General features: G+C 67.2%; 20 protein-coding genes and 2 pseudogenes. 11 read left to right on the top strand and 11 right to left on the bottom strand.

Annotated features, from left to right (window positions below):
• Positions 1-121: 121 nt before the first annotated feature.
• A complete protein-coding gene (locus NV1_RS36475) occupies positions 122-1,594 on the top strand; it encodes an aldehyde dehydrogenase (protein ID WP_084526354.1) in 1,473 nt (490 codons plus the stop codon).
• Between the two features lie 188 nt (positions 1,595-1,782).
• Here NV1_RS36475 and NV1_RS47255 read toward each other — a convergent pair whose 3' ends face one another.
• The 5 genes and pseudogenes from NV1_RS47255 to NV1_RS44145 all read right to left on the bottom strand — a co-directional run bounded on the left by NV1_RS47255 (position 1,783) and on the right by NV1_RS44145 (position 6,062).
• Positions 1,783-2,082 (bottom strand): zinc-binding metallopeptidase family protein, encoded by a 300-nt coding sequence (locus NV1_RS47255; RefSeq protein WP_067902338.1) that lies wholly within the window; start codon positions 2,080-2,082, stop codon positions 1,783-1,785.
• 53 nt (positions 2,083-2,135) lie between these two features.
• Positions 2,136-2,405 (bottom strand): annotated as a pseudogene (locus NV1_RS47250) (amidohydrolase); the annotation flags it as partial.
• A 99-nt stretch (positions 2,406-2,504) separates the two neighbouring features.
• A complete protein-coding gene (locus NV1_RS46140; protein WP_245714106.1) occupies positions 2,505-3,629 on the bottom strand; it encodes a DUF4913 domain-containing protein in 1,125 nt (374 codons plus the stop codon).
• Between the two features lie 428 nt (positions 3,630-4,057).
• Positions 4,058-5,299: a type VII secretion-associated serine protease mycosin gene (gene mycP / locus NV1_RS36455; RefSeq protein ID WP_245714105.1), complete on the bottom strand. Its 1,242-nt coding sequence runs from the start codon at positions 5,297-5,299 to the stop codon at positions 4,058-4,060.
• 580 nt (positions 5,300-5,879) lie between these two features.
• Positions 5,880-6,062 (bottom strand): hypothetical protein, encoded by a 183-nt coding sequence (locus tag NV1_RS44145; protein ID WP_157117608.1) that lies wholly within the window; start codon positions 6,060-6,062, stop codon positions 5,880-5,882.
• Between NV1_RS44145 and NV1_RS36445 the strand changes: the two are divergent.
• From NV1_RS36445 to NV1_RS36420, 6 genes and pseudogenes are all read left to right on the top strand, one after another.
• Positions 6,061-6,957 (top strand): annotated as a pseudogene (locus NV1_RS36445) (helix-turn-helix domain-containing protein); the annotation flags it as partial. The gene NV1_RS44145 and the pseudogene NV1_RS36445 overlap by 2 nt on opposite strands.
• 19 nt (positions 6,958-6,976) lie before the next feature.
• A complete protein-coding gene (locus NV1_RS46135; RefSeq protein ID WP_307631050.1) occupies positions 6,977-7,225 on the top strand; it encodes a Scr1 family TA system antitoxin-like transcriptional regulator in 249 nt (82 codons plus the stop codon).
• Positions 7,215-7,421: a DUF397 domain-containing protein gene (locus NV1_RS36440; RefSeq protein WP_067902323.1), complete on the top strand. Its 207-nt coding sequence runs from the start codon at positions 7,215-7,217 to the stop codon at positions 7,419-7,421. Before NV1_RS46135 ends, NV1_RS36440 begins: the two co-directional genes overlap by 11 nt.
• 667 nt (positions 7,422-8,088) lie before the next feature.
• Positions 8,089-8,694, top strand: coding sequence for a hypothetical protein (locus NV1_RS36430; RefSeq protein ID WP_157117607.1), 606 nt, complete (start codon positions 8,089-8,091; stop codon positions 8,692-8,694).
• Between the two features lie 124 nt (positions 8,695-8,818).
• Positions 8,819-11,842 carry an alpha-mannosidase gene (locus tag NV1_RS36425; RefSeq protein ID WP_067902314.1) on the top strand — a complete coding sequence of 1,008 codons (3,024 nt, stop codon included), beginning with the start codon at positions 8,819-8,821 and terminating at the stop codon, positions 11,840-11,842.
• A gap of 300 nt (positions 11,843-12,142) precedes the next feature.
• Complete coding sequence (locus tag NV1_RS36420; RefSeq protein WP_067902423.1) at positions 12,143-13,765, top strand: class I adenylate-forming enzyme family protein; 1,623 nt, start codon at positions 12,143-12,145, stop codon at positions 13,763-13,765.
• Between the two features lie 17 nt (positions 13,766-13,782).
• On the opposite strand, the gene NV1_RS36415 is transcribed toward NV1_RS36420, so the two are convergent.
• Positions 13,783-14,568: an acyl-CoA thioesterase domain-containing protein gene (locus NV1_RS36415; protein WP_067902312.1), complete on the bottom strand. Its 786-nt coding sequence runs from the start codon at positions 14,566-14,568 to the stop codon at positions 13,783-13,785.
• 123 nt (positions 14,569-14,691) lie between these two features.
• Here NV1_RS36415 and NV1_RS36410 point away from each other — a divergent pair, with 123 nt between their 5' ends.
• Complete coding sequence (locus tag NV1_RS36410) at positions 14,692-15,129, top strand: MarR family winged helix-turn-helix transcriptional regulator (protein WP_245714103.1); 438 nt, start codon at positions 14,692-14,694, stop codon at positions 15,127-15,129.
• A gap of 55 nt (positions 15,130-15,184) precedes the next feature.
• On the top strand, positions 15,185-16,600 hold the full coding sequence (locus NV1_RS36405; RefSeq protein ID WP_218027320.1) for an MFS transporter: 1,416 nt from the start codon (positions 15,185-15,187) through the stop codon (positions 16,598-16,600).
• Here NV1_RS36405 and NV1_RS36400 read toward each other — a convergent pair.
• Genes NV1_RS36400 through NV1_RS36390 form a run of 3 tightly spaced genes read right to left on the bottom strand, consistent with a single transcriptional unit; the run spans position 16,516 to position 19,237 of the window.
• Complete coding sequence (locus tag NV1_RS36400) at positions 16,516-17,751, bottom strand: alkaline phosphatase family protein (protein WP_307631044.1); 1,236 nt, start codon at positions 17,749-17,751, stop codon at positions 16,516-16,518. The genes NV1_RS36405 and NV1_RS36400 overlap by 85 nt on opposite strands.
• A complete protein-coding gene (locus NV1_RS36395; RefSeq protein WP_067902307.1) occupies positions 17,748-18,578 on the bottom strand; it encodes an aminoglycoside adenylyltransferase domain-containing protein in 831 nt (276 codons plus the stop codon). Before NV1_RS36395 ends, NV1_RS36400 begins: the two co-directional genes overlap by 4 nt.
• Positions 18,578-19,237: a hypothetical protein gene (locus NV1_RS36390; protein WP_067902304.1), complete on the bottom strand. Its 660-nt coding sequence runs from the start codon at positions 19,235-19,237 to the stop codon at positions 18,578-18,580. The genes NV1_RS36395 and NV1_RS36390 overlap by 1 nt, the downstream gene beginning before the upstream one ends.
• An 18-nt stretch (positions 19,238-19,255) precedes the next feature.
• Between NV1_RS36390 and NV1_RS36385 the strand changes: the two genes are divergently transcribed.
• Complete coding sequence (locus NV1_RS36385; RefSeq protein ID WP_067902302.1) at positions 19,256-19,435, top strand: hypothetical protein; 180 nt, start codon at positions 19,256-19,258, stop codon at positions 19,433-19,435.
• On the opposite strand, the gene NV1_RS36380 is transcribed toward NV1_RS36385, so the two are convergent.
• Positions 19,423-20,106 (bottom strand): arsenate reductase/protein-tyrosine-phosphatase family protein, encoded by a 684-nt coding sequence (locus NV1_RS36380; protein ID WP_067902418.1) that lies wholly within the window; start codon positions 20,104-20,106, stop codon positions 19,423-19,425. The two genes, NV1_RS36385 and NV1_RS36380, sit on opposite strands and share 13 nt — an antisense overlap.
• Positions 20,107-20,194: 88 nt before the next feature.
• Positions 20,195-21,097, bottom strand: a complete 903-nt coding sequence (locus tag NV1_RS36375; protein ID WP_067902415.1) for an alpha/beta fold hydrolase — start codon at positions 21,095-21,097, stop codon at positions 20,195-20,197.
• 194 nt (positions 21,098-21,291) lie between these two features.
• On the opposite strand from NV1_RS36375, the gene NV1_RS36370 reads away from it, so the two are divergent.
• Positions 21,292-22,494 (top strand): DUF5005 domain-containing protein, encoded by a 1,203-nt coding sequence (locus NV1_RS36370; protein WP_157117606.1) that lies wholly within the window; start codon positions 21,292-21,294, stop codon positions 22,492-22,494.
• The last annotated feature ends 16 nt before the right edge of the window (positions 22,495-22,510 follow it).

The following is a 22,510-nucleotide window of genomic DNA, read 5'->3' as shown; positions in this document are numbered from 1 at the left end:
ACGGACAGGACAGCAGACCGATGGCCGAGAGCTTTCGCGACAGCCCGAACCCGCCCGAAAAGCCTGCCGTACACCATGATCGGCACCGCATCCGGGCCATCGGACTCACGAGGAGGTAACCGTGCCCGCTCATCGACATCTGTTCATCGGCGGCGAATGGGTCGCGCCCACCGGCGGCGACACGTTCGAGGTGATCTCCCCGCATACCGGGCAACCGGTAGCCGAAGTGCCCGCGCCGACCCTGGCCGACGTCGATCGCGCGGTCTCGGCCGCGCGCAACGCGTTCGACGAGGGCCCGTGGCCACGGCTGGACCCGGCCGAGCGGATCGCGGTGATCCGGGAGTTGGCCGCCCGGTATCAGCCGCGGCAGGAGGAACTCGCCCGCTTGATCAGCACCGAGATGGGCGCGCCGATCACGTTCTCCCGCTCGGCGCACGCCCGCCTGCCCGGCGCGATGATCGGCGCGTTCGCCGACGTCGCGGCCCGGCATCCGTGGCACGAGGTCCGCGCGGGCGCGTTCGGGGGCGAGGTCGCCGTGCACCGTACGCCCGTCGGCGTGGTCGCCGCGATCATCCCGTGGAATATGCCGATGTTCCTGACCGTCGCGAAACTCGTTCCGGCGCTTCTCGCCGGATGTGCGGTCGTGCTCAAACCGTCCCCGGAGACAGCGCTGGACGCGTATTTCACCGCGGAGTTGCTGACCGGGCTGGGCCTGCCGCCCGGGCTGGTCAGCATCCTGCCCGGTGATCGCGAGATCGGCCGGTATCTGGTCTCGCATCCGGGCGTGGACAAGGTCTCCTTCACCGGTTCCACCGCCGCGGGCAGGCAGGTCGCCGCGGCATGCGGTGCCGCGCTGCGACGGGTGAGCCTGGAGCTCGGCGGCAAATCCGCCGCGGTCGTCCTGGACGATGCCGATCCGGAGACGGTCGCCGAGGGCATGACCGTGGCGGGCTTGATGAACAGCGGGCAGGCATGCGTCGCTCAGACGCGAGTCCTGCTGCCGCGCAACAGATATCGCGAGTTTGCCGAGGCACTGGTGAGTACCGTGGAAGGCCTCCGCGTGGGCGATCCGTTCGACCCCTCCACCCGGATCGGCCCGATGGTCTCCCAGCGCCAGCAGCAGCGCGTACACGGCTATATCGACCAGGGCGTCCGGGAGGGGGCGCGCCTGCTCGTCGGCGGGCCCGGACTGCCGGCGGGGATCGACCGCGGCTGGTACGTGCGCCCGACACTGTTCACCGACGCCGACAACGCCATGCGCATCGCCCAGGAGGAGATCTTCGGCCCGGTGCTCACGCTCATCGCGCACGACGGCGACGATGACGCGATCCGCATCGCGAATGCCACCGAATACGGCCTCTCCGGCTCGATCTGGACCCCCGACATCACCCGCGGAACCGCCGTGGCCCACCGAATCCGAAGCGGCACACTGGGAATCAACGCGGCCTACAGCATGGACCCGGCCGCGCCGTTCGGCGGCGTCAAGGCCAGCGGCATCGGCCGCGAATTCGGCCCCGAAGGATTGGACGGCTTCCTCGAGACCACCTCGGTGTCGATCGCTCCGACGCCCCCAGCCGGCCCGCACCGGCCCTGACCGAGGGCCGATTCGGGCTCGGCCGCGCACCAAGCCATCTCGACCCCATCGACGGCAAACCTGCCGCGCCCCTGCATACATCCGGCGCATGACCAAGAGTCGAGGCGTAGCGGCAACACCGCATCGCCGCCCGACGCCACAGCGATGACCTGGCCTCCCGAATCATGTTGCCGGGCAAGGTTTTCAGGTCAGCTGGTTTCACCCAGCCAGGTGCGAGCCGCGATCACCAGCGCCTCGACGCCCGCGCTGAGGGTGGGTTCGATCTGCGGCGCGAATTCGGGGGAATGGTTGGCGGGTACCTCGTCGAGGTCTCGGCCGGCGAGATCTATTCCGCCCCAGAACCAATACACGCTCGGCACGCCTGCGGACGTGCCGAGGACGCCCGCGTCCTCGCTCGCGTTGACCTGGGGCATGAGCAGGATGCGCTGATCGCCGAAGTGCTCGGTCAGGGCGGAGACCGTGCTCGCGGTCGCCGCCGGGTCGTTCACCAGGACCGGTGCGCTGAGATTCCAGTCGAATTCCGGCTCGCGCTCGGCCCCGACGGCAGCCCGGTCTTCTCCTCGACCGGCAGCGCGTCGAAATCGGCGCGCAGCAACACCACCGGCCCGGCCCCGTTCCGCAGCACCCCGACCACCCCGGTTCCCCCGACTTCCGTGGTCACCTCGAACCCCGCCGGCCCCAACGCCTCGGCCACCCGCTGCGCGGTCCGGAACTCCTGCAACGACAACTCCGGATGCCGATGCAAGTCACGATAGAAATCGGCGAGTTGCTCACGCAGTCCCGGACTGCGGTCCCACGGTAACGCAGCCATTCCGGACTCCTTTCGACAGGGTCGTTATGCCGACTGTACCGAGGAGGACACCCGCGGCCCCTGATTGCCGAAGTACCGGCACAGGCGATCGTGCAGATGTCACCGTGTCTTTTCGTCGGGCGACTCCGAGAATCCGGGCGAGTTCGGAGGCCGGAGCGGAAGGGGAGCGATACCGTCTCGATGTCCGTTGCGGGCACTACAGTATGCGAACGGGCCGCGGTGATCGAACAGTTCGTTCATATGCGGGTCGGCGTGGTCGAGAAACCATACGCTCATACCTTTCCCACTATCCCGTCCGAGAACTTCCCAGGTTCGCCACAGGGAATCCAGGCGTATAACCGCTTCGGAGTGCCTCCACCATTCAGGGCACCATACGGCGTTGTTCAGATCGATGACCTGCCGTCGATAGAGCGGGCTCAAATAGTCTTCGACGAACCGAACGAGACTTCCGAAATGACTGCCACCGCTTGTTGCGATACTTTCAGCGGCGGTCTCAGCGAACAGGCCATCGGGCGGTGGAATCACGGGCAGCGGTTCGAGAACATCCCGGTGACCGTTCCGGGCGCTGCAATACATGAAGGGTCCACGCGGGCCGAAAAGCCTGTTCATCTGACGGTCGGCATGGTCGATGAACCACAGACTCATACCTGTCCTGCCGTCCTGTCTGAAATATTCCCAGGCCCGCCACAGGGCTTCCAGACGTAGAACCGCCTCGGCATGCTTCCACCACTGGGGGCACCAGACCGTATCGTTCACATCACTCACCTGTCGTCGATAGACAGGGCTCACATAATTCTCGACGAACTGACCCACATCGGCATGAACCCGAGGAGCGGCGTCGCCTCGAGCTGGTTCGGCGAAGCCGGGTGAATCCACCGACAACGTCTCGGGAGATTCAACAGGTAACGGCGCCAAGAGTTCTCGGTGCCCTTTCTGAGCACCGCAATAACGGAAGGGGCCCCGCGGGTCGAACAACCGGTACATATGCGGGTCGGCATGTTCGAGAAGCCATGTACTCATGCCCGCGGTGCCATTCATTCGTGAATGTTCCCAGGCCCGCCACACGGCTTCCAAGCGTATGGCCGCCTCGGCATGTCTCCACCATTCAGGGCACCACACAGTGTCACTGCGATCTTCCACCTGTCGCGCATAGACGAAGCCCAGATAGTGCTCCACGAACTCGCCGACGCTGCCATAGACCGTCGAGGCCGACCGCTCGTCCAACGTGGTACCTCCCCCTGACTGATTCCGCGACCGCCACGGAACCGATTGGGGCAAGCGTACTCGCGTCGGCGGACCGCTACGGGCCCTGCGCGAACGAAGGGCCGGATACCGCACGCAGGCGCAGACGCGCCCTCGGTTCAGAATTCGTATCGGGCGACGCGCATCGCATCGCAGTGCCGAGATTCGGTTGAGCAGACGGCTGCGGCGATATGCCTTGTCCACCTTGACCATTGCGGGCAGCGCCAGTTATCTGACAGACACGCCTGCCGGCGCGAAGGGTTCCCGCGCGGGAAGCGTGACCGCGCCGGCCGGTGGTTTCGCCGGGCGGCGTCCGGTGCCGGTAATCGTAACCGGCGCGCGCTGGTGATCCGGTTCGAAAATTGTTGCCACACTCGGATTCTGTGGTCGTCGGCCTCTCGATACCTCGCTCACGCCGGCCGGGAACGCCGACGGCGGAAAGGAATCCGGACGGCGAGCCCGATGACCAGTGCTGCCAGCACCGAAATGACCGTTATGGCAACGACATTCGTCGTGTTCGCGGGAGAGTGCGAGCCGAGTGCGGCGATCGGGTCGACGGCGCCGTATCCGACGGCATCGTCGCGACCGGAGCCGGGGTGCTTCGCCGTCTTCTCGATTCGCTCGATCACTTGCGCGGCGGTCAGTCCGGGGAACCGGGCGCGCACGAGTGCGGCGAGTCCGGCGACATATGCGCTCGAGAAGCCGGTGCCCTCGATCGGAGCTTGTCCCCCGGCGGTCTGCGCGGTATTCACCAACCCGGTGGCGCCCGGTGCGCTGTCCAAGGAGACGACGTTCTGTCCGGGAGCCGCGACACCGACCCAGGGGCCGTGGAGTGAGTGGGGCGACACCGAGCCGTTCGCATCGGTCGACGCGACGGTCAGGACGTTCGCCCCGAACCATGCGGGGCTTGCGACGGTCCGCACAGCCTTCCATCCTGTTCCGTCGTTCTGGACCGCACAGTGGCCTTCGGCCTGCACGTCGCCCGCGGCGGTCACGACGACGACGTTCCGATCGAAGGCGTACCGGACCGCCGCGCCCAGGGCTCCGTCCGTGAATGGACCGTCGGCAGCTGCGCAAGCCGGCTCGGGAATATCGATCACCGTTGCGCCCATGTCGACAGCGCGCACCACGGACGCCGCCAGCGTCAGCACACTGCCGTAGCCGCCGTCGTACATCTGCCCGGGCGTCGCGCCGGTACCGTTCGCCGCCTGGTATGCGAGGCTGAGCTGCCGGATCGACAGGATCGTCGCATCGGGGGCGATACCGGCGAACGAATCTTTCGAACTCGGTTGTGCGGCGATGATTCCGGCGATGAGCGTGCCGTGAGCGTCGCAGTCGGAGGTGCCGTCGGAGTTCGCGACGAAGTCGCCGCCGGCCTGGAGCTTCGGCAATCGGGGATGCCGGTTCACCCCGGTATCGATCACGGCGACCTTCTGTCCCGCACCGCGGCTGAGCCGCCACAGCGCGGGCAGATCCCGGGTCTCCTGCGGCGGCGTACCCGACAGTCCCAATTCGGCGCACATCAGTCGCTGCACGGTCGGGTCGGGTGGCCCGCCCTTGGCGTTCAGCGCGATCGCCGCGTTCAGTGCGCCCGGATCGATACCCGGCGGCTCGATGGCTTGCGCCGGTACCGGCATGGTGAGCCCACTCATCCCCACCACGATCGCCGCGCTCATCGAACGCAGTGCCATCCAACCGGATCTGCGCACACCGCGCGACCGTGACGAGGACGAGGACGGATGGTGAAGGGTGTCGAGCGGCGGCATCGCGGTTCCCATACTCTTGTGGTGCTTGTTCTCCGACACCCTCGCCGCCGGTCCTTGACAACTCCTTGGCATCCACCCGGCGGGCGTGGCTCTCCGGAATCCTCATCCACGTACGGGGAGATCGATGACGTCCGAGCCGCCTGCCTGCGATCGGTATCGCCGAAGACACGCGAAGCTACAGAACACGCGGTCGTCGTGTCGCAGGACGACCTGATTGGGGCCCCCGCACCAGTCGCACCACAGATCGTCCTCGCGGCTCATCTGGTCGGCCTCACATTCCGAAGTGGGGTTGATCCGCGGGGACTATCCGATGCGCCTGCATCAATCTCGCCTTCGCCTGCCGCTTGACCGCGCAGACCGTCACCGGACAGTCGATGTGCCACTGCATGATCCAATGCGCAAGCTCGATCGACATCACCGCCAAAGGTGTGTGATCGGTCGGCGGAAGCATCTCGGCCACCGCTCATCACCCGACCGAGGTATCGGTAGAAACCCACGTGCGCAACGCATCTCGAACACGCAGCAGGAGATCCGTGGTGGGTTCGTCCACCTCCGCCAGATCACGCACATCCGGACAGATCGCGAACCGGACCCGGGAGGCGGCGGGTACTCGCCGCGGCAACTCACCCTCCGGAGCAAATCTCAACATGGTTCCGCCCCTTCATATTTCATGGTATTCAATGAGGATTCCGCCGAACCGAGCGGCGGGATCAGCGCCCGACCGAGAGCGGGGATCGCGACGTGATCCCTTCGGGCGCTGGGTATATGATACACCCGCGCTACCCTCGAGTCACGCCGAAACGGAGTCTCCGAAGGAATCTCTCCGAAGCGCCTGCGCTGTCTCCGCACTGGACGAGAACATTCCCCCGATCCGGAGATTCACACATCCCCGAAACGGAGATCACATGCCAGAGATACCCAACGTCGGCTCGACGCTGCCGAGGCGGCAACTCGGGCGTTATCTCGTGGACTGGCGCACCCGCGCCGGTTACACACAGGTCAAGGCGGCACAGCTCCTGGAGATGGGCGCCACCAGCCTGAACCGTCTGGAGAAGGGCGAAACGGGCCGGATCAAGAATATGGTCATACAGGCCATCTGCGACTTGTACAACGTCCCACCGGATCTCGCGGAGGCGTTCAAGGGACTCGCACAGCAGGCCAATGTGAAGTCATGGTGGCATCAGTACGGCGATCTCATCCCGAAGAACTTCGACGTCTACGTCGGATTGGAAACGGCCGCAACTCAAATCATCACGTACCAACCGGATCTCATTCCGGGATTGCTCCAAACCGTCGACTACAACCGGTCTTTGGTCGAATTGGCCTGGCCCGATGAGACGTTCGAGCAGTGGGAGCAGCGCGTCCAGATCAAAACGCAGCGCCAGAGAATCGTCACCAGGAAGACTCAACCTGTCCAGTTGAATGTCGTAATCGGCGAAGCCGCTCTGCATCGCGTCGCGCGAAGCCGAGCGATCATGGCTGACCAGCTTCGCCATCTCGCCGACGTCAGTACGAGGGACAATGTGACCGTGCGAGTGCTGCCGTTCGAGGCCGGTTTTCCGGATGGGGCATCGGGCATCCATGCCGCCCTACGTCATCCTGAGCTTCGGGCACGACCAAGGCGGCGCTCACGTCGAACCACCGGTGGTCTTCCTCGAAGGAGTCGTCGGCGATATGTATCTGGAGAAGGAAGACGACGTCCTGCACTACTATCGTCGGCACGAGAGTATCGGGGCGGCAGCCTTGGACGAGACAACGAGCAGAGGCCTGCTTCGGCGGGTGGCAAGGGAGCATGAGCAACGTGAGCGCTGATCTGTCCGGGGCGAAGTGGCTCAAGAGCAGCCGCAGCCAAGCAGGTAAAGAGTGTGTCGAGGTGGCCTTCCTGGATCGCGATGGCGTCGGTGTTCGCGACTCCAAGAACCCAACCGGCCCAGCGCTGATCTTCACCCCAAGTGAATGGGACGCGTTCACCGCAAGCCTCGAAAGCGGCGAGTTCGACCAAGCTTGACCACTGATCGTCCGTGACGGCCCGGGCTTCGACATCCCGAAACCGGGCCGTTCGTGTACGCCTCTCCGCCACAATCTCGTTCGGCACCAAGGCCCGATCCGAACCATCACCGCGATCGCGTACATGCGCTGATGGCCGAACAACGCGTACTCGCCGTCCTTCTGTTCCGCAGGACGGCACATCTCTCCGCTCCGAGACCCGCCCGGCTATCTGCTGGGAATTATCGGCCCTTGACACAGCACCTATCACAGATTTGACTTACCGCAAGCTTGTGTTACCTCATCCGACAGCGCTTCGAGAGGTCGACATATGCACTTCACGTGGTCAGCGGGCGCAAGATATCGGCCCGGATCGTCCGGCCGCTGCGGAACGATATCGATACCGGCAGTGATCGGTACGTGCCCGCTCGCCTCGGCGGCCAGCCGGACGGCCAACGGCGAACCGGTGGCGAATACCGCTGACACCGGGTGCGCTGTCCCGTTCACCGGCGCGCCCGCCTGCGAACAGGCCGCGCCGACGCAGAGGACGGCCCGGAACCAACTCGATCAAATCTCCTTCGGCAACTACGCGTCCTACTTCCGGTGAGGCCCGTCGTTCCGCCGCGCGTGTTCGATAACCGATCGCCAGAAAGCTGTTCCCAGTCGAATCCAGCGAGAGGGTGTTCCGCATGACTCGTCGGTCCAGAGACTCCCACACCAGTGCGTTGCGTCGCGCCATGCTGCCGATCGTCGGCGCGATACCGGTGGCCATCGTGGTGACCTGCGCCGCGGGCAACGCCGCGGCACAACCGAGCGTCCCGGCTCCCGCGCCCGTCGGGCAGCACTGGACCGCCCCGGTGCGGCACGGCATCACTCCGCGCAACCCCCACATCGGACCCGTGCCGATCGGCGGGCTGCACCCCGTGGACGACAACTACTCGGACAGGGTCACCCAGCAGACACTGAATGGCGGAACTGCCGGCGCCATCATCGGCACAGCTGCGACGGCGATCCCCGCCGCGGCGTTCGGGGCGGTGCCGGGAGCGCTCATCGGAGGTGCGATCGGTGCGACTATCGGTGGGATCGCGGGCGGTGTCGCCCTGGCCGTTCCGACCGTGGGGATCGGCGCGCCCGTGGGAGTCCTGGGGGGCGCCCTCGTGGGGGCGGGCGTCGGCGCCGCGGCAGGCGCAGTGGTCGGCGCGGTGGCTGCCGCTGTTCCCACCGGCATCGCGGGCGGAGTCTTCGGTTACGAACTCGGCGCGGCTACCGGGAACGGCAACGGTCAGCAGGGCTGAGCAAAAGCACCGGAACTCACTGGCGCTCAACGGAATTCACCATGTGACACGGGAAATTCACCATCCCGCCGGACAATGAGGACGCACGGTTCGTCACGTCCTCGGTCCGATGGGAGCCAGCGCCATGCACGATGACCGCCTGCTGATCGAGGGCCGCCTCGCGCGCGTCCTCACCGAACGGATCGTCCCGGCGATCCATCCGGCGTCGACGCCGCTCACCGCGAGCATCTGGGTGGCACCCGATGAACCCGTTCCGGTCGCCGAGGGTTTGGCCGCACCCCGCACGCCGGTCGAGTCCGGCGCTCGGTGGGGCGCGCCGTGGGGAACCAGCTGGCTCACCGTCGAGGGGACGGTGCCCGGCGCATGGGCCGGGCGAACCGTCGAGGCGATCATCGATCTCGGCTTCGACTCGGGCATGACGGGCTTCCAGTGCGAGGGGCTGGTCTATCGGCCGGACGGTTCGCCGGTGAAAGGGCTACACCCACAGAACAACTGGGTTCGCGTGGCAGCGCCCGCGGTCGGCGGGGAGCGTGTCCTGCTGCATGTCGAGGCGGCCTCGAATCCGGTCGTCCCGTTTCCGGGGCCGACGCCACTCGGCGACCGGACCACCTCCGGCGACGAGCCGCAGTACCGGCTGGGGCGGCTGGATCTGGTGGTCTTCGACGAGGAGGTCTGGCAACTGGTCCAGGATCTCGAGGTGCTCGGCGAGCTGATGCACGAGATGCCCGACAATCCTGCCCGGCGCTACGACATCGTCCAGGCCATCGAACGGGCATTGGACGCAATCGATCTGCAAGACGTCAACGCCACGGCAGCCGCGGCCCGGACCTGCCTGACCCAGGCGCTCGCCGCCCCGGCCGTGCCCTCGGCGCACACCGTCTGCGCCGTCGGGCACGCGCATATCGACACCGCGTGGCTGTGGCCGCTGCGCGAGACGGTGCGCAAGATCGCCCGCACCGCCGCGAACATGTCCGCGCTGCTGGCCGACGAACCCGAGTTCATCTACACGATGTCCCAGGCCGCGCAGTACGACCTGCTCGCCCGGCACCGGCCCGAGGTCTACGAGAAGGTGCGCGCGGCCGTCGCGGAGGGGCGGTTCGTGCCGACCGGCGGCATGTGGGTCGAGGCCGATACGAATATGCCGGGCTCGGAAGCGATGGCGCGACAGTTCGTGTACGGCAAGCGATTCTTCCTCGACGAGTTCGGCATCGAGAGCCGGGAGGTGTGGTTACCGGACACGTTCGGATTCGCGGCCGGGCTGCCGCAGATCATTCGCGCGGCCGGATGTACGCGGCTGCTCACACAGAAGATCTCCTGGAGCCGGACCAATCAGTTTCCGCACCACACCTTTTCGTGGGAGGGGATCGACGGCACCCGGATCTTCACCCATTTCCCGCCGGTCGACACCTACAACTGTGCCATGACGGGACGCGAACTCGCCCATGCCGCAAGGAATTTCAAGGAGAAGGGCCGCGCGTCGACATCACTCGCACCGACCGGCTGGGGCGACGGCGGCGGCGGGACGACGCGCGAGATGGTCGCCAAGGCCGCTCGCATGCGCGATCTCGAGGGTGCGCCGAAGGTCGTGTGGACCGAACCCGCCGCCTTCTTCGACCGCGCCGAGGCCGAATACGCCGATCCCCCGGTGTGGGTCGGCGAGTTGTATCTCGAGCTGCACCGCGGCACGTTGACCAGTCAGGCCGGGACCAAACAGGGGAATCGGCGCAGTGAACATCTGTTGCGCGAGGCCGAACTGTGGGCCGCCACGGCAGCGGTCCGCGCCGGTGCGGCCTACCCGTACGAGGAGCTCGAGCGGATCTGGAAGACGTTGCTGCTGCACCAATTTCACGACATCCTGCCGGGATCGTCCATCGCGTGGGTGCATCGCGAGACCGAAGCCGCGCACGCACGGGTGGCACGGGAACTGTCGGCGATCATCGAGCAGGCGCAGTGGACGCTCGGGGGCCGGGAGGCCGGTCCGAATCTCTTCAATCCCACTCCGCACGAATGGTTTTCGATACCGGCGGGGGCGGCGGGCCCGGTGCGGCAGCACCCGCCGTGCGCGGTGACCAAGCGCGCCGAGGGCGGATACGTCCTGAACGACGGCTTGCTCCGGGTCGAGGTGGATGCGCGCGGGCTCGTGATCTCGGCATACGATCTCGCAGGTCAGCGCGAGACGATCCCGCCCGGCGCGGCCGCGAATCTGCTGCAACTGCACCCGGACCTGCCCAACGCCTGGGACGCCTGGGATGTCGATGTGTTCCACCGCAACCGCGTCACCGATCTGACCGACGTGGATTTTCTTGCGGTACAGCCGGATTCGCGGGTGGGCACGGTGGTGCGGATCGGTCGTTCGTTCGGTTCCTCCACCGTCGAGCAGACCCTGTCATTGCGTGACGGCGCCCTGCACATCGAGACCCACGTCGAATGGCACGAGACCGAGAAATTCCTGAAACTGGCTTTCCCACTGGACATTCACGCCGACCGCTACGCCTCGGAGACCCAGTTCGGGCATATGTTCCGGCCGACCCACACCAACACCAGCTGGGAGTACGCGAGATTCGAGGCGTGCAATCACCGTTTCGTCCATCTCACCGAACCGGGCTGGGGCGTCGCCCTGGTCAACGACGGCACCTACGGTCACGACGTCACTCGCACGGTCCGGCCCGATTCCGGGACCACCACGACCGTACGAGCCTCGCTGCTGCGCGCGCCCCGCTTCCCGGATCCCGACGCCGATAAGGGCCCACATCGCTTCGCGCACAGGCTGATTCCCGGTGCGACGATCGGCGATGCGGTGCGCGAGGGCTACCGCGTCAATCTCACCGCACCGCGTCGCGGTGTGGCCGAGCCCGTGGCTCCGCTGTTCAGCATCGATAACGACGCCGTCGTCACCAGCGCGGTGAAACTCGCCGACGACCGGAGCGGCGATATCGTGCTCAGGGTCTACGAAGCGCACGGCGGCCGCAGCACAGCCCTGCTGACGCCCGGCTTCGAGTCCCCGGGATTCCAGATCTGCGACCTGCTCGAGCGGCCCGTCGTCGACGAGACCTCGGCAGCCGCCGAAGATACCCGAGTCCGCCTGCGGCTCAGACCATTCCAGATGATCACGCTTCGCTTCCACCGATCGCCGAACGCCACCGACTGAGCGAACGACTGCGCCGGAACACCCGCCGCCCGACGTCACCCGACGAGGAGCTGTTCCGGCGAACCATCCGCTACTTGCCCGACCACCGAGTCCGGCAGGGCGCGCGGCGGGCCCTGATATCGCAAGCGACAGGATGACCGCGACTACACAACCCCGATGCGACAACGTGCGCCTCGGGCGGCCGGCAAGGTCAGCGGTATCGTGCTGGACGGTGATCGTTCGGCATCCGAACGGATCGCGGCGGCCCCGGCGGAATGCTCCAGGAGGGCGGTGCGGCGCTGATGGAGTGAGGTGATCGTGATGACCGACGGCGAAGTACGGGCGGATTCGCTCCGTCCGGGCGGGTTCGCGCGCACACCCGAGCTGTACGCGGATCTGTCCGTCAGCGAACTCGTACACGCGTGGGCACGCCAGATCCCGGACGCCGCCGCATTCGTGACCGCGGAACGATCGATGTCGTGGCGCGAATACGACCGGTTCGCCGAGGGCATCGCCGCGCGACTCCGGGAGACCGGTGTGCCGAACTCGCGCGTGGCCGTGCTGCTGCCCGACACCGGCGTCATCCATGCCGCACTGTGCGGGGCATACCGGGCGAACCGGATCGCGGCGGCGATCGCGATCCGCTCCGGAGTGCGCGAGATCGCGCACGTCATGGGCCGGGCGGGAGCCTCGACACTGGTCACCGTCGATTCGATTCGCGGACGTTCGTGGCGTGAATTACTCGCCGAACTACGGGAATACGAGATCGCGCCGACGAATGTCGTGGTGCTCGAGGAGGAGTCGGCCGGCATCACCCGATACCGGCTCGCCGGCAACGAGGCTCCGCACCAACCCGCCGAACCTTTCACCACCTCGGACGTCACGATCCTCAACTCCACATCCGGCACGACCGGACTACCGAAGGTGGTCACCCACACCGAACGCCGCTGGGTGGCGTTCGCCCGGGAAGCCATGTCGGGCGGGCGGATCGGCCCCGAAGACGTGATCTGCTCGGTCGTCCCGGCTCCGTACGGATTCGGACTGTGGTCGGCCCACTTCCTGCCCGCACTGCTCGGCCTCCCGGTCGTGCTCACCGCCCGGTTCGACGCGGCCGAGACCGCGATGCTGATCGAACGCGAACAAGCCACCGTATTATGTTGCGTCAGCACGCAATTCAAGATGCTGCTGCGCTCCGAGGCCGCGGGTGAGCACGACCTGTCCAGTCTGCGAGTCCTCTATACCGGCGGCGAGCCGGTCCCCTATCACGACGCGCTCGCCTTCGAACAGCGCACGGGCGCGAGGGTGCTGCAATTCTACGGATCCAACGAGTCCGGCGCGGTCAGCCGAACCACACTGAACGACGATGTCGACACCCGCCTGCGCACCTGCGGTCACATCCTGCGCTCGATGGACGTGCGAATCCTGAACGACACCGGAACGGATGCCACCGGCAGCCCACGCCGCGGCCGACCGGCGGTGCGCGGGCCGCTCGTCTCGCCCGGCTACTGGGACGATCCGGCCGCGAATGCGGAGCTGTTCACCGACGACGGCTGGATGCTGCTCGGCGATATCGTGGAGGTCGACGACACCGACCGGCTCCGAGTGGTAGGCCGCACAGCGGATTTCGTCATCCGCGGCGGGAAGAACGTCTCGATCGTGGAGATCGAACAGCTGGTGCGCGCGCACCCGGCGGTGTCCGATGTCGCGGTCGTCGGCGTGCCCGACCCGATCTTCGGCGAACGCGTCTGCGCGGTAGTCGTTCTCGGCAACGGCGCCGACCTCACCACCGAAACGCTGGCGAGCTGGCTCCGCGCCGAGGGCGTCGGCGCGGAGTACCTACCCGAGTACGTCGTCCCGGTCGATCAGCTCGAGCTGGGGCCGGGCGGCAAAACCGACCGCCGGGCCGCCCGGGACGCCGCCTCCCGGATGCTGCGCCTCGGGTAGAGCACCGGAAACTGCTCCTATTTGTCTCCCGAGAAGTCGATCTGCGCCGCCGCGTTCGACACCGCGGTCACCATCCCGGTGCCGATCGGCCCGGTCGAATCGAACAGCGTGGCCGTGCCGACGGACAGGCCATTGGCCGTCAGATGCGTCTCGGCGCGCAGGCCGATCCGATCTCCCACCGGGAGCCGATCGAGCCCGACCGTCAGATCCGCGTTGATGTACCCGACGCCCTGGGAACCCCAGTTGGTCGCCAGGCTGGTGGACTCCGCGGCGGTCACCGCCTGTACGAACGGACTGCGCGCCTCGCCCTCGACCGCGTTCAACGGCACGATCCACAGCCTCTTGCGCCCGGCGTTCTGATGGTCCGCCATGCTCGTCGACCAGTCGTGGTCACTGCGATGCCACCAGTCCAGGCCCGCATCGGCCGGCGGATCGAACGAATGGTCCGGATGCCACTCCTTCCCGGGAGGCGCGTCGGCGGCGCGCAACTGCACCAGCCGTGCCTCCGCGACCTCGACTTCGCCCTGCAACACCGTGGCCGCGGCGACGTGGACCCGGCGGCCCGCGCGCACCACCTCGGTCCGCACCTCGAGCGGCTGCCCCTTGGCCGCCTTGAACAGATCGATGGTGAATCGGGCCGGGATGAAACCGTCCAGACCGTGTGCTCGCTCGAGCGACCGCGCCGCCGCGGCACAGATCGCCGGGCCGTTGAGCATGTCCGCTCCCCAGCGGCCGTACGCCCATTTCTGCGGGACGTAGCGCCCGTCATCGTCAACGGTGAACAGGGCGGGCATATCACTCATGCGTCCCATATTCCCGTATCGCCGAATCACGCCGCGCACTGACCGTGCCCCGATTCGGTCCGAGACCATCGTCACCCGCCACCGGAATCAACTTAGACACCCTAATGAGGTAAACTAATAACTGTGGGTGGAAGGACTTCCGAGGGCGATCTCGCCACGGTGACCACGCTTCGAGCGTCGGTCATGCGGCTCGCTCGCCGCCTGCGTCATCAACGGGTCGAACACTCCCTGAGCTCGACCGAGATGCAGGTACTCGCAACGCTTTCCCGCACCGGCCCGGCTACCCCGGGCGAGCTGGCCCGCCAAGAGCACGTCCAGCCGCCGTCGATGACCAGGATCATCGCGCTGCTGGAGGACAAGGGGCTGGTCCGGCGCGAACCACATCCGCAGGACCGGCGGCAGGTGCTCGTCATCGCCACCGAACCCGCGGCGGAGATCTTGGAGCAGAGCCGCCGACTGCGGGACGCCTGGCTGGCGGACCTGGTCGGCGAGCTCACGGATGAGGAGTGGGCGCTGGTGCGTTCGGCCGCTCCGGTGCTGGAACGTCTCGCGCAGCTGTGACTGCCCGAACTTCCGGCACCGCGAGCGAGCGCATCGCGCCCCGGAGAGGCAGTACGTGACATCGAGCGACCCCGACGAGAAGGACCTCACCGACAACACCCGCACCCCTGATCCGGCCCACACCGAGCTCGTGCCGCCCTCCCGCTCCCGGGTGGGCATGTTCACCTCGCTCCGAGTCCGCAACTACCGCTACTTCTTCCTCGGACAGGTGGTCTCCAATACCGGCACCTGGATGCAGCGCATCGCTCAGGACTGGCTGGTGCTCAGCCTCACTGGAAGCGCTTTCGACGTCGGCATCACCACCGCGATGCAGTTCCTGCCGATGCTGCTGTTCGGCCTCTACGGCGGGGTCATCGCGGACCGCTTCCGCAAACGCCGGCTGCTCATCCTCACCCAGGCCGTGATGGGCCTGCTCGCCGCAATCCTCGCGATCCTCACCCTGACCGGCGCGGTGCACGTGTGGCACGTATATCTGCTGGCCCTGCTGCTGGGCATGGTCACGGTGGTGGACAATCCGACCCGGCAGACCTTCGTCTCGGAGATGGTTTCGCGCGGGCAGCTGCGCAACGCGGTCAGCCTCAACGCCGCCAACTTCCAGACCGCCCGGCTGATCGGGCCCGCGGTGGCCGGTGCGGTCATCGCCGCGGTCGGCTCGGGCTGGGCCTTCGCGATCAACGCCCTGTCCTTCGCGGCCGTGATCGGCGGGCTGTTGCTCATGCGACCCGCCGAACTGCACGTCATGCCGCGGGTGCCGCGAGAGAAAGGCCAACTGCTCGAGGGCCTGCGCTATGTGCGGGCGCGGCCGGAACTGATCTGGCCGATCGTGCTGGTGGGCTTCATCGGGACGTTCGGATTCAACTTCCCCACCGTGCTGTCCGGGTTCGCGTACAACATCTTCCACATCGATGCCGGGCGATACGGACTGCTCAACACGGCTCTCGCGGCCGGTTCCCTGGTCGGCGCGCTGCTGGCGTCCCGGCGTACCAAGACGCGACTGCGGATGATCGTGCTCACCGCGGTCGCCTTCGGCATGCTCGAGGCGGTCACCGCGTTCGCACCGGAGTACTGGGTGTTCGCCGCGGGCCTGACGATCGTCGGCCTGATCGGGATGACGTTCAACACCTCGAGCAATTCGATGGTGCAACTGGCCACCGAGGCGTCGATGCGCGGGCGGGTGATGTCGCTGTACATGATGGTGTTCACCGGCGGCAGCCCGATCGGCGGACCGATCGTCGGCTGGGTCACCGAACGGTACGGACCCCGGATGGGCCTGTTCGCCTGCGGTGCGGTCTCCGCGCTCGCCGCACTCGTCGTCGCGCGAATCCTGTCCCGCCGCAGCGGTTTGCGCCTCCAGGTCTCGCGGCGCGGCGTCGCGTTCGTCCCCCGTCAGCTCGTGGTCGTGCGCCCGGACACAGCGCCCGCTGTGGTGATGAGGGGCACCAGCTGCTCATCGGCGGTCCAGGCTCCGTGATGTCCCAGTAGCGTCGACTCGAGCGGCTCGGATCCGGGACGCACCAGCACGGCGCCGCCCTGCGCGACGGCGATCAGATCGCCGATGCGCGCGGTGATGACGTCGTCGGGCGGAGTCGGGCCGAACCAGTGCTCGTCCAACGCCTGTTCCCGGCCGACCACCTGTGCGTGCGTCGACAACTCACCCGCCCACCGGTCCCGCACGTCGGCCAGCGCCGCGGGCCGGTCCAGGTAGATGTGCCGCACCCGCGCCTCGCCGCCGATCAGCCGCACGTCGCGGTGCAGTTGCTCGCGGGAGTCCAAGTCGATCACGTTGTCCGCCAGAATCATTCCGTGATCGCCGGTGATCAGCAGCGAGCACGTCGGGGGGAGATCGCTCAGCAGTTCGGCGACGCGGGCGTCGATACGGCCCAGCACCTCCAGCCACTGCGCCGATTCGGGGCCGTGCAGATGTCCGGTCGCGTCGAGATCGGCGAAATACGCGTAGGCGAACCGGGATTCGGCGCCGGAATGATCGGCGACCGCGAAGATTCCGGTCCGCAGCTCGTCCAGTGTCGCGGCCGGGTGCACCGTTCCGGCGGCGCGGAAGGCGGCCCTGGTGAGACCCGAATCGCGCTGGTACCCGGGAACCACGTAGTGCACCTCGACGCCGTGCGCCGCGAGCTCCTGCAGCCGACTGGGCCGCTGTTGCACGGTCTCGGGCGGGTGGGTGTGCAGCGCGTCGTCTCCGGTGGCGGTATCGAGCCGCCAGCGCAGCGAATTGAGCAGGCGGGGACCATCGGTGTCCGGCACGGCGAAGCTGTAGCCGATGACGCCGTGGGTGGCGCAGGGCGCGCCGATCGCCAGGCTGGTGAGGCTGGTCGAGGTCGTCGCGGGAAATCCGGCGGTCAGGGTCGCGGCGACGTGATCGGCGAGCGTGGGCGCCACATCGCGGTGCCGCGCAAGCAATTCGGCCCCCAGACCATCGATCAGCAGCACCACGACATCGCGATGCGGGACCAGCTCCAACGGGGCGGCGGCCAGCCCGAAAGACGCTGCGACGGACGGCAGAATATCGGCGAGGGTGTACGGCATCGACGTCCATGCTGCCCGATCGCCCCGGCCGACGCTCGTATCCGCCTGTCCCGCAGCCGGATACCGATGCGCGGTCATGCCGGGTCGCCGTCGTGCGTGGTGACGGTCCCGCGTCCGCCTGCCGGGCGGGCCGTTCGTTCGACGATTGCGCGGACCCGGTCCAGAAAAGCGCGCACCTCGTCCGGGGGCAGGTCGAATGCCTCCGAGCGAGGGCGCTCGAAACTGCGCAACGCGCGGTCGACGAGCGGCCGGAAGCTAGGCTCGGCGTTGGCGAACTCCTGTCCGGCATCATATTTCGCGACCCATCGACCGGTCCGGCAGAACACGACTGCCCGGCAGCCGTTCAGAACCCGGTTGTCGGCCAGATGCCCCTCGCCCCGCGAGTGGTCGCGGACCGACTCCAGCACCGCGGCCAGCTGATCCTCGCGCGACGGCGCGGCGAGCACCTCTCGCACCGGCCTGCCGAACAGCAGCCGCCCGGACTGATATCCGATCGCCCGATCGATGACGAACCAGAACGCCGGTGACCCCGATGCCTCGTAGGCCGCCTGATAGCGCAGCAGCGGCCCGGTGTTCAGATTCAACCGGAATCCCGCCGCGGCGGAAGGCCGAGCGGCGAAATCGGCGTCGTACAGGACCAGTTCCAGGCCCGCGGCCGGGCAGGTCGAATCCGTGAGCGCAGCCGCCAGATCCCGCACCGCCGGTTCCGGCAACGACGGATCCGCCACGACGGTGACATCGACATCGCTACGGCCGTGCCGGTAGTCTCCCAGGGCGATCGACCCCACGGCGAACACGCTCACCAGATGTGGTCCGCACACCTCGGCCGTTCGCCGCACGAGTTCGGCGAGATACGAACGCACCTCGGCGGGCACGGACTCCGGATCGGCGAGAACACCGCTCATCAGCTCTCCGGAACGTCGATCGGGATTTCGCCGCCGAGGTGATACCCCTGCTCGAGCCGCAGCGTATCGCCACTCCAGAACCGGCCCGGGTCATACCAATTCGCGCGGCGCTCGGGCAGCAGGCCCATGGACTGATAGGTCAGAGCGACGATCTCGGCACAGTAGGCGCTGCTCAGATCCTGTCCCGGCACCGAATCGCTCTGCGCCACACGCCTTCTCCCCCGGACCCTGGCCAACCGGCCGCCGAACCAGCGCGCGGCCAGTGTGGAGGTCGACGGGAACGGCAGCCCGTCCAGGCGGGCCACCGTGCGCAATGCGGCATCCTCCATCTCGCGCGTCACCGGGCGGTCCAGCTGACGCAGCCAGGCGCGCTGACCGTACCGATTCGCCCAGACCAGCACCGCATCTCGCAGATCGTGCAACTGCGCGCCGCGCTGATGGTGGCCGGACCACATGTCCGGCAACGATCTACCGAGTTCGGCATGCCAGATCAGCACCGGTAGATCGTCCGCCGCGATCACCATGCCGACGTGATTCACCGGACTGTTCGTGGTCATCCGAATCGCCCGGTCCGCCGCCGAACGTCCCCGGAACAACCACAGATCGCCGGTCCCGGTGAGTTCGAGTGCCCGGTCCAGGTCGATGCTCTTACCCGCCATACGCAGTAGCCTAGGCACATGCGCTGGTGGAAGGTACTCGGTTTGGCGGGGGCGGCGGGCGTCGCCGCCACGGGAGTGGTGATCGTCCGGGCCGAACGCAAACGACGGTCCTACACACCGGATCAGATCCGCAGCCGGTTGCACGAGCGAGTCGCCGAACTCGAATCCGGTGGCGACAGTGCCGATCAGGCTACGTGAAGATCCAGCCTCGACAGCAGATCGCGCACGCGGCGGCCGATCTCGTCGCGAATCGGGAGCACCTCGGCGACCGACAGCCCGGCCGGATCGTCCACGATCCAGTCCTCGTACCGGATGCCCGGCACCAGCGGGCACATATCCCCGCAGCCCATGGTCACGATGACGTCGGCGGCGCGGATGATCTCATCGGTCCAGCGCTTGGGGAATTCGTGGGAGATATCGATGCCCGCCTCGGCCATGGCCGCGACGGCCGCGACGTTCAGACCGCCGCTCGGCTCGGCTCCGCCGGACCAGGCCAGTGCGCGTCCCCGCGCGTAGCGTTCGAAGAAGCCCAGCGCCATCTGTGAACGTCCGGCGTTGAACGTGCACAGGAACAGCACCACCGGAATCGCGTGTTCGATTCGTCCCTCGACGCGGGCCCGCGCGTACAGCCGCTGTCGGGCGAAACGCTCGGCCAGCACCGGCAGATACAACTTCACCGAGGCCTGCGTCCCGAGTTCGGCGTAGGAGTCGAAGAGATATTCGTGAATCGTATTGGCCTCGAACAGAATCGTGAACTCACAACACAGGCGCCGTTCGGCGCGCGCCAGCGCCGTACTCTGGACGATGTCCAATAGCCGGTAGGCCGGGGTGATTTCGGCGTATCCGGCCCCATGAGTCCGCTCGGGCATGGCCACGATATTCACGATCGCACCGGCAACCGAACTCGTGATGAATCCGGTTGAACCTTCCAGCAACGAACGGCCGTATCTCCGACTGCTACGTCCCCGCCGCGCCGATGTACTCGGCGATCAGGTCGCCCACCAGCACGGGTTGTTCGAGGTGCAGGAAGTGCCCCGCTCCGGATACCGGGACGGTGCGGCTGCCGCTCGCCAGCCTGCCCCGGGCGATATCGAACAACTGCGGTCGCAGACATCCGTCGGAAAGCCCGTGCAGTTGCAGGGTCGGCTGCCGCGGTGCGGCCATCACGTAATTCTGGAAGGCGGCGTGCCGATCCGAGAGGCGGTGCGGCCGAACGAAACTCCGATAATAGCCGATGACCGCGCTGCGTTGCGCCGAGTCCTGTACGGATTCGGCCAGGTACCGCAGATCCTCGCTCGCGTCGTAACCCGGCGACCAGGTCCGCCACAGGAATGCGGTCATCCGCTCGAACACCTTCTCCGGCAACACCGGCAGCTGATTGACCATGATGTACCAGCTGTTCACGGACTGCAGCAGGATCTGCGGAAGCTGCGCGGCGCGCCGGCCGCGTTCGGGGGTGAGCGAGCCCAGCGGCGGCACTGCCAGCGCGACGATCCGGCGGAACGGCGAATCACGCATCGCCGCAATGGTGTTGGCGGTGATCGCGCCCCAGTCGTGGCCGATCAGAACCGCATCCGCCGAGCCCGCGAGCGAGGCCAGATCCAACGCGTCGGCGACGAGTGCGCCCACCGAGAGATCGCCGGTGCGGGGGATCGTGGACGGCCCGTAGCCACGGGTGAACGGTGCGAGAACGTAGTACCCCTCCCCCGCCAGCCGCGGCGCCAGATGCCGCCACGTCCACGCCGTGTCCGGATAGCCGTGCAGGCACAGGACCAGCGGCGCACCGGGATCACCCCAGGTGAGCGCATGGATACGGACGTCATCGAGGTCGAAGGTCCGCCGCCCGGACACCGCGCTCACGACAGGGCCGCCGCGGTGTGGCGGGGGAACCCGCACAGCCGTAGTCTCGCCACTGGTTTCGACAAACTTCGGCCTCGATTCGGGAGGAAGTGAACTGTGTTCACCGACACCGTAATTTCGGCCGGCGGGCACTGGCAACCTCCCACCCGGCCGGAACTCCGGTGCGGCCGGCTGACGTCCCCGGTTCCGGCCCCGTGACCGCGTCCGGACACATGCCGGTTGGGCCGCGCACGGCGACAGTGGCTCGACTACTCGTCCTCCTCATCGTCACGGCCGCGGGACTCGGCGTGTTCGTGTCCTGGCCGGCTCGCCCCGAAATCGCGCCGGTGCTGGTCGGCGCGCGACCACTCGTCTGCCTCGACGATTCCCTCACCGCCTACGGCGACGCGGGCCGCGGCTGGACCGGCGGGGATTCGACCTGGTCGGCAGCGCTGCCCGGCGGCCGGGAGGTGTTCGCTTTCTCCGATACGTTCCTGCCGCCGATCACCCCGCCCGCACGTCCCGCGGACGCCGGATTCGTGCACAATTCCCTCGTCCTGCGTGATGCCCGCGGAAACCTGTCCACTATCGTGGGAGGTACCGTGGCGCAACCGGATTCACTGCTGTCCCCACCCGATCCAGCGCACTGGTACTGGCTGGGCGCGGCGACGTACCTCGATGGCGCGCTGCAGATTCCGCTCACCGAATGGCGTACGGCCGGGCCGGAGGCGCTCGATGTCACATTCGTCGGCTCGGCACTGGCCCGCCTCGACCCCGGCAACCTGCATGAACCCGCATCGATCACGCCGTGGCCCCGCGCACGCGGAATCCAGTGGGGGCAGTGGGTACAGCCGCAGGGCGCGTGGACGTACATCTACGGCATCGAACAGGTCGCGGACGGTAAATACCTGCACATCGCACGCATCGCGGGAACCGATCTGCGGCAACGTTTCTCGTACTGGACCGGCCACAGCTGGTCGAATTCGGAAACCGATTCGGCGCGGATCACCGGCCGCGTCTCCGCCGAATTCTCGGTCCATCGGCTCAGCTCGGGCGTGTACCAGTTGGTCACCATGCAGGACGGCGCACTCGGCAATCGACTCACCGCGCGCTACGGGCCTACACCGATGGGCCCGTTCGGTGCGGCGAGCACGCTGTACATCGCACCCGAAGCGGGCGTTTCAGGCTCCTATCACGACCCCGCGGTCTACGCCTACAACCCGCACCTCCATACCGAATTATCCACTCCCACAAGCCTTGTGGTCTCCTACAACGTCAACAGCCTGAACACCGCCCCCGGCAGCGCGGTATACCGGCAAGCGAGCATCTACCGCCCCCGCTTCATCGTCGTCACCCTCGGGGACGAGGGTCGACCTCACCCCCGGCCCGATGGCTCCCCACGTCCGGCCTGTCCATGACATCGAAAGTGACGCA

The organism is Nocardia vaccinii NBRC 15922 (assembly GCF_001613305.1).
Taxonomy (GTDB): Bacteria; Actinomycetota; Actinomycetes; order Mycobacteriales; family Mycobacteriaceae; genus Nocardia; species Nocardia vaccinii.
This window is presented reverse-complemented; position numbering and strand designations above follow the sequence as displayed.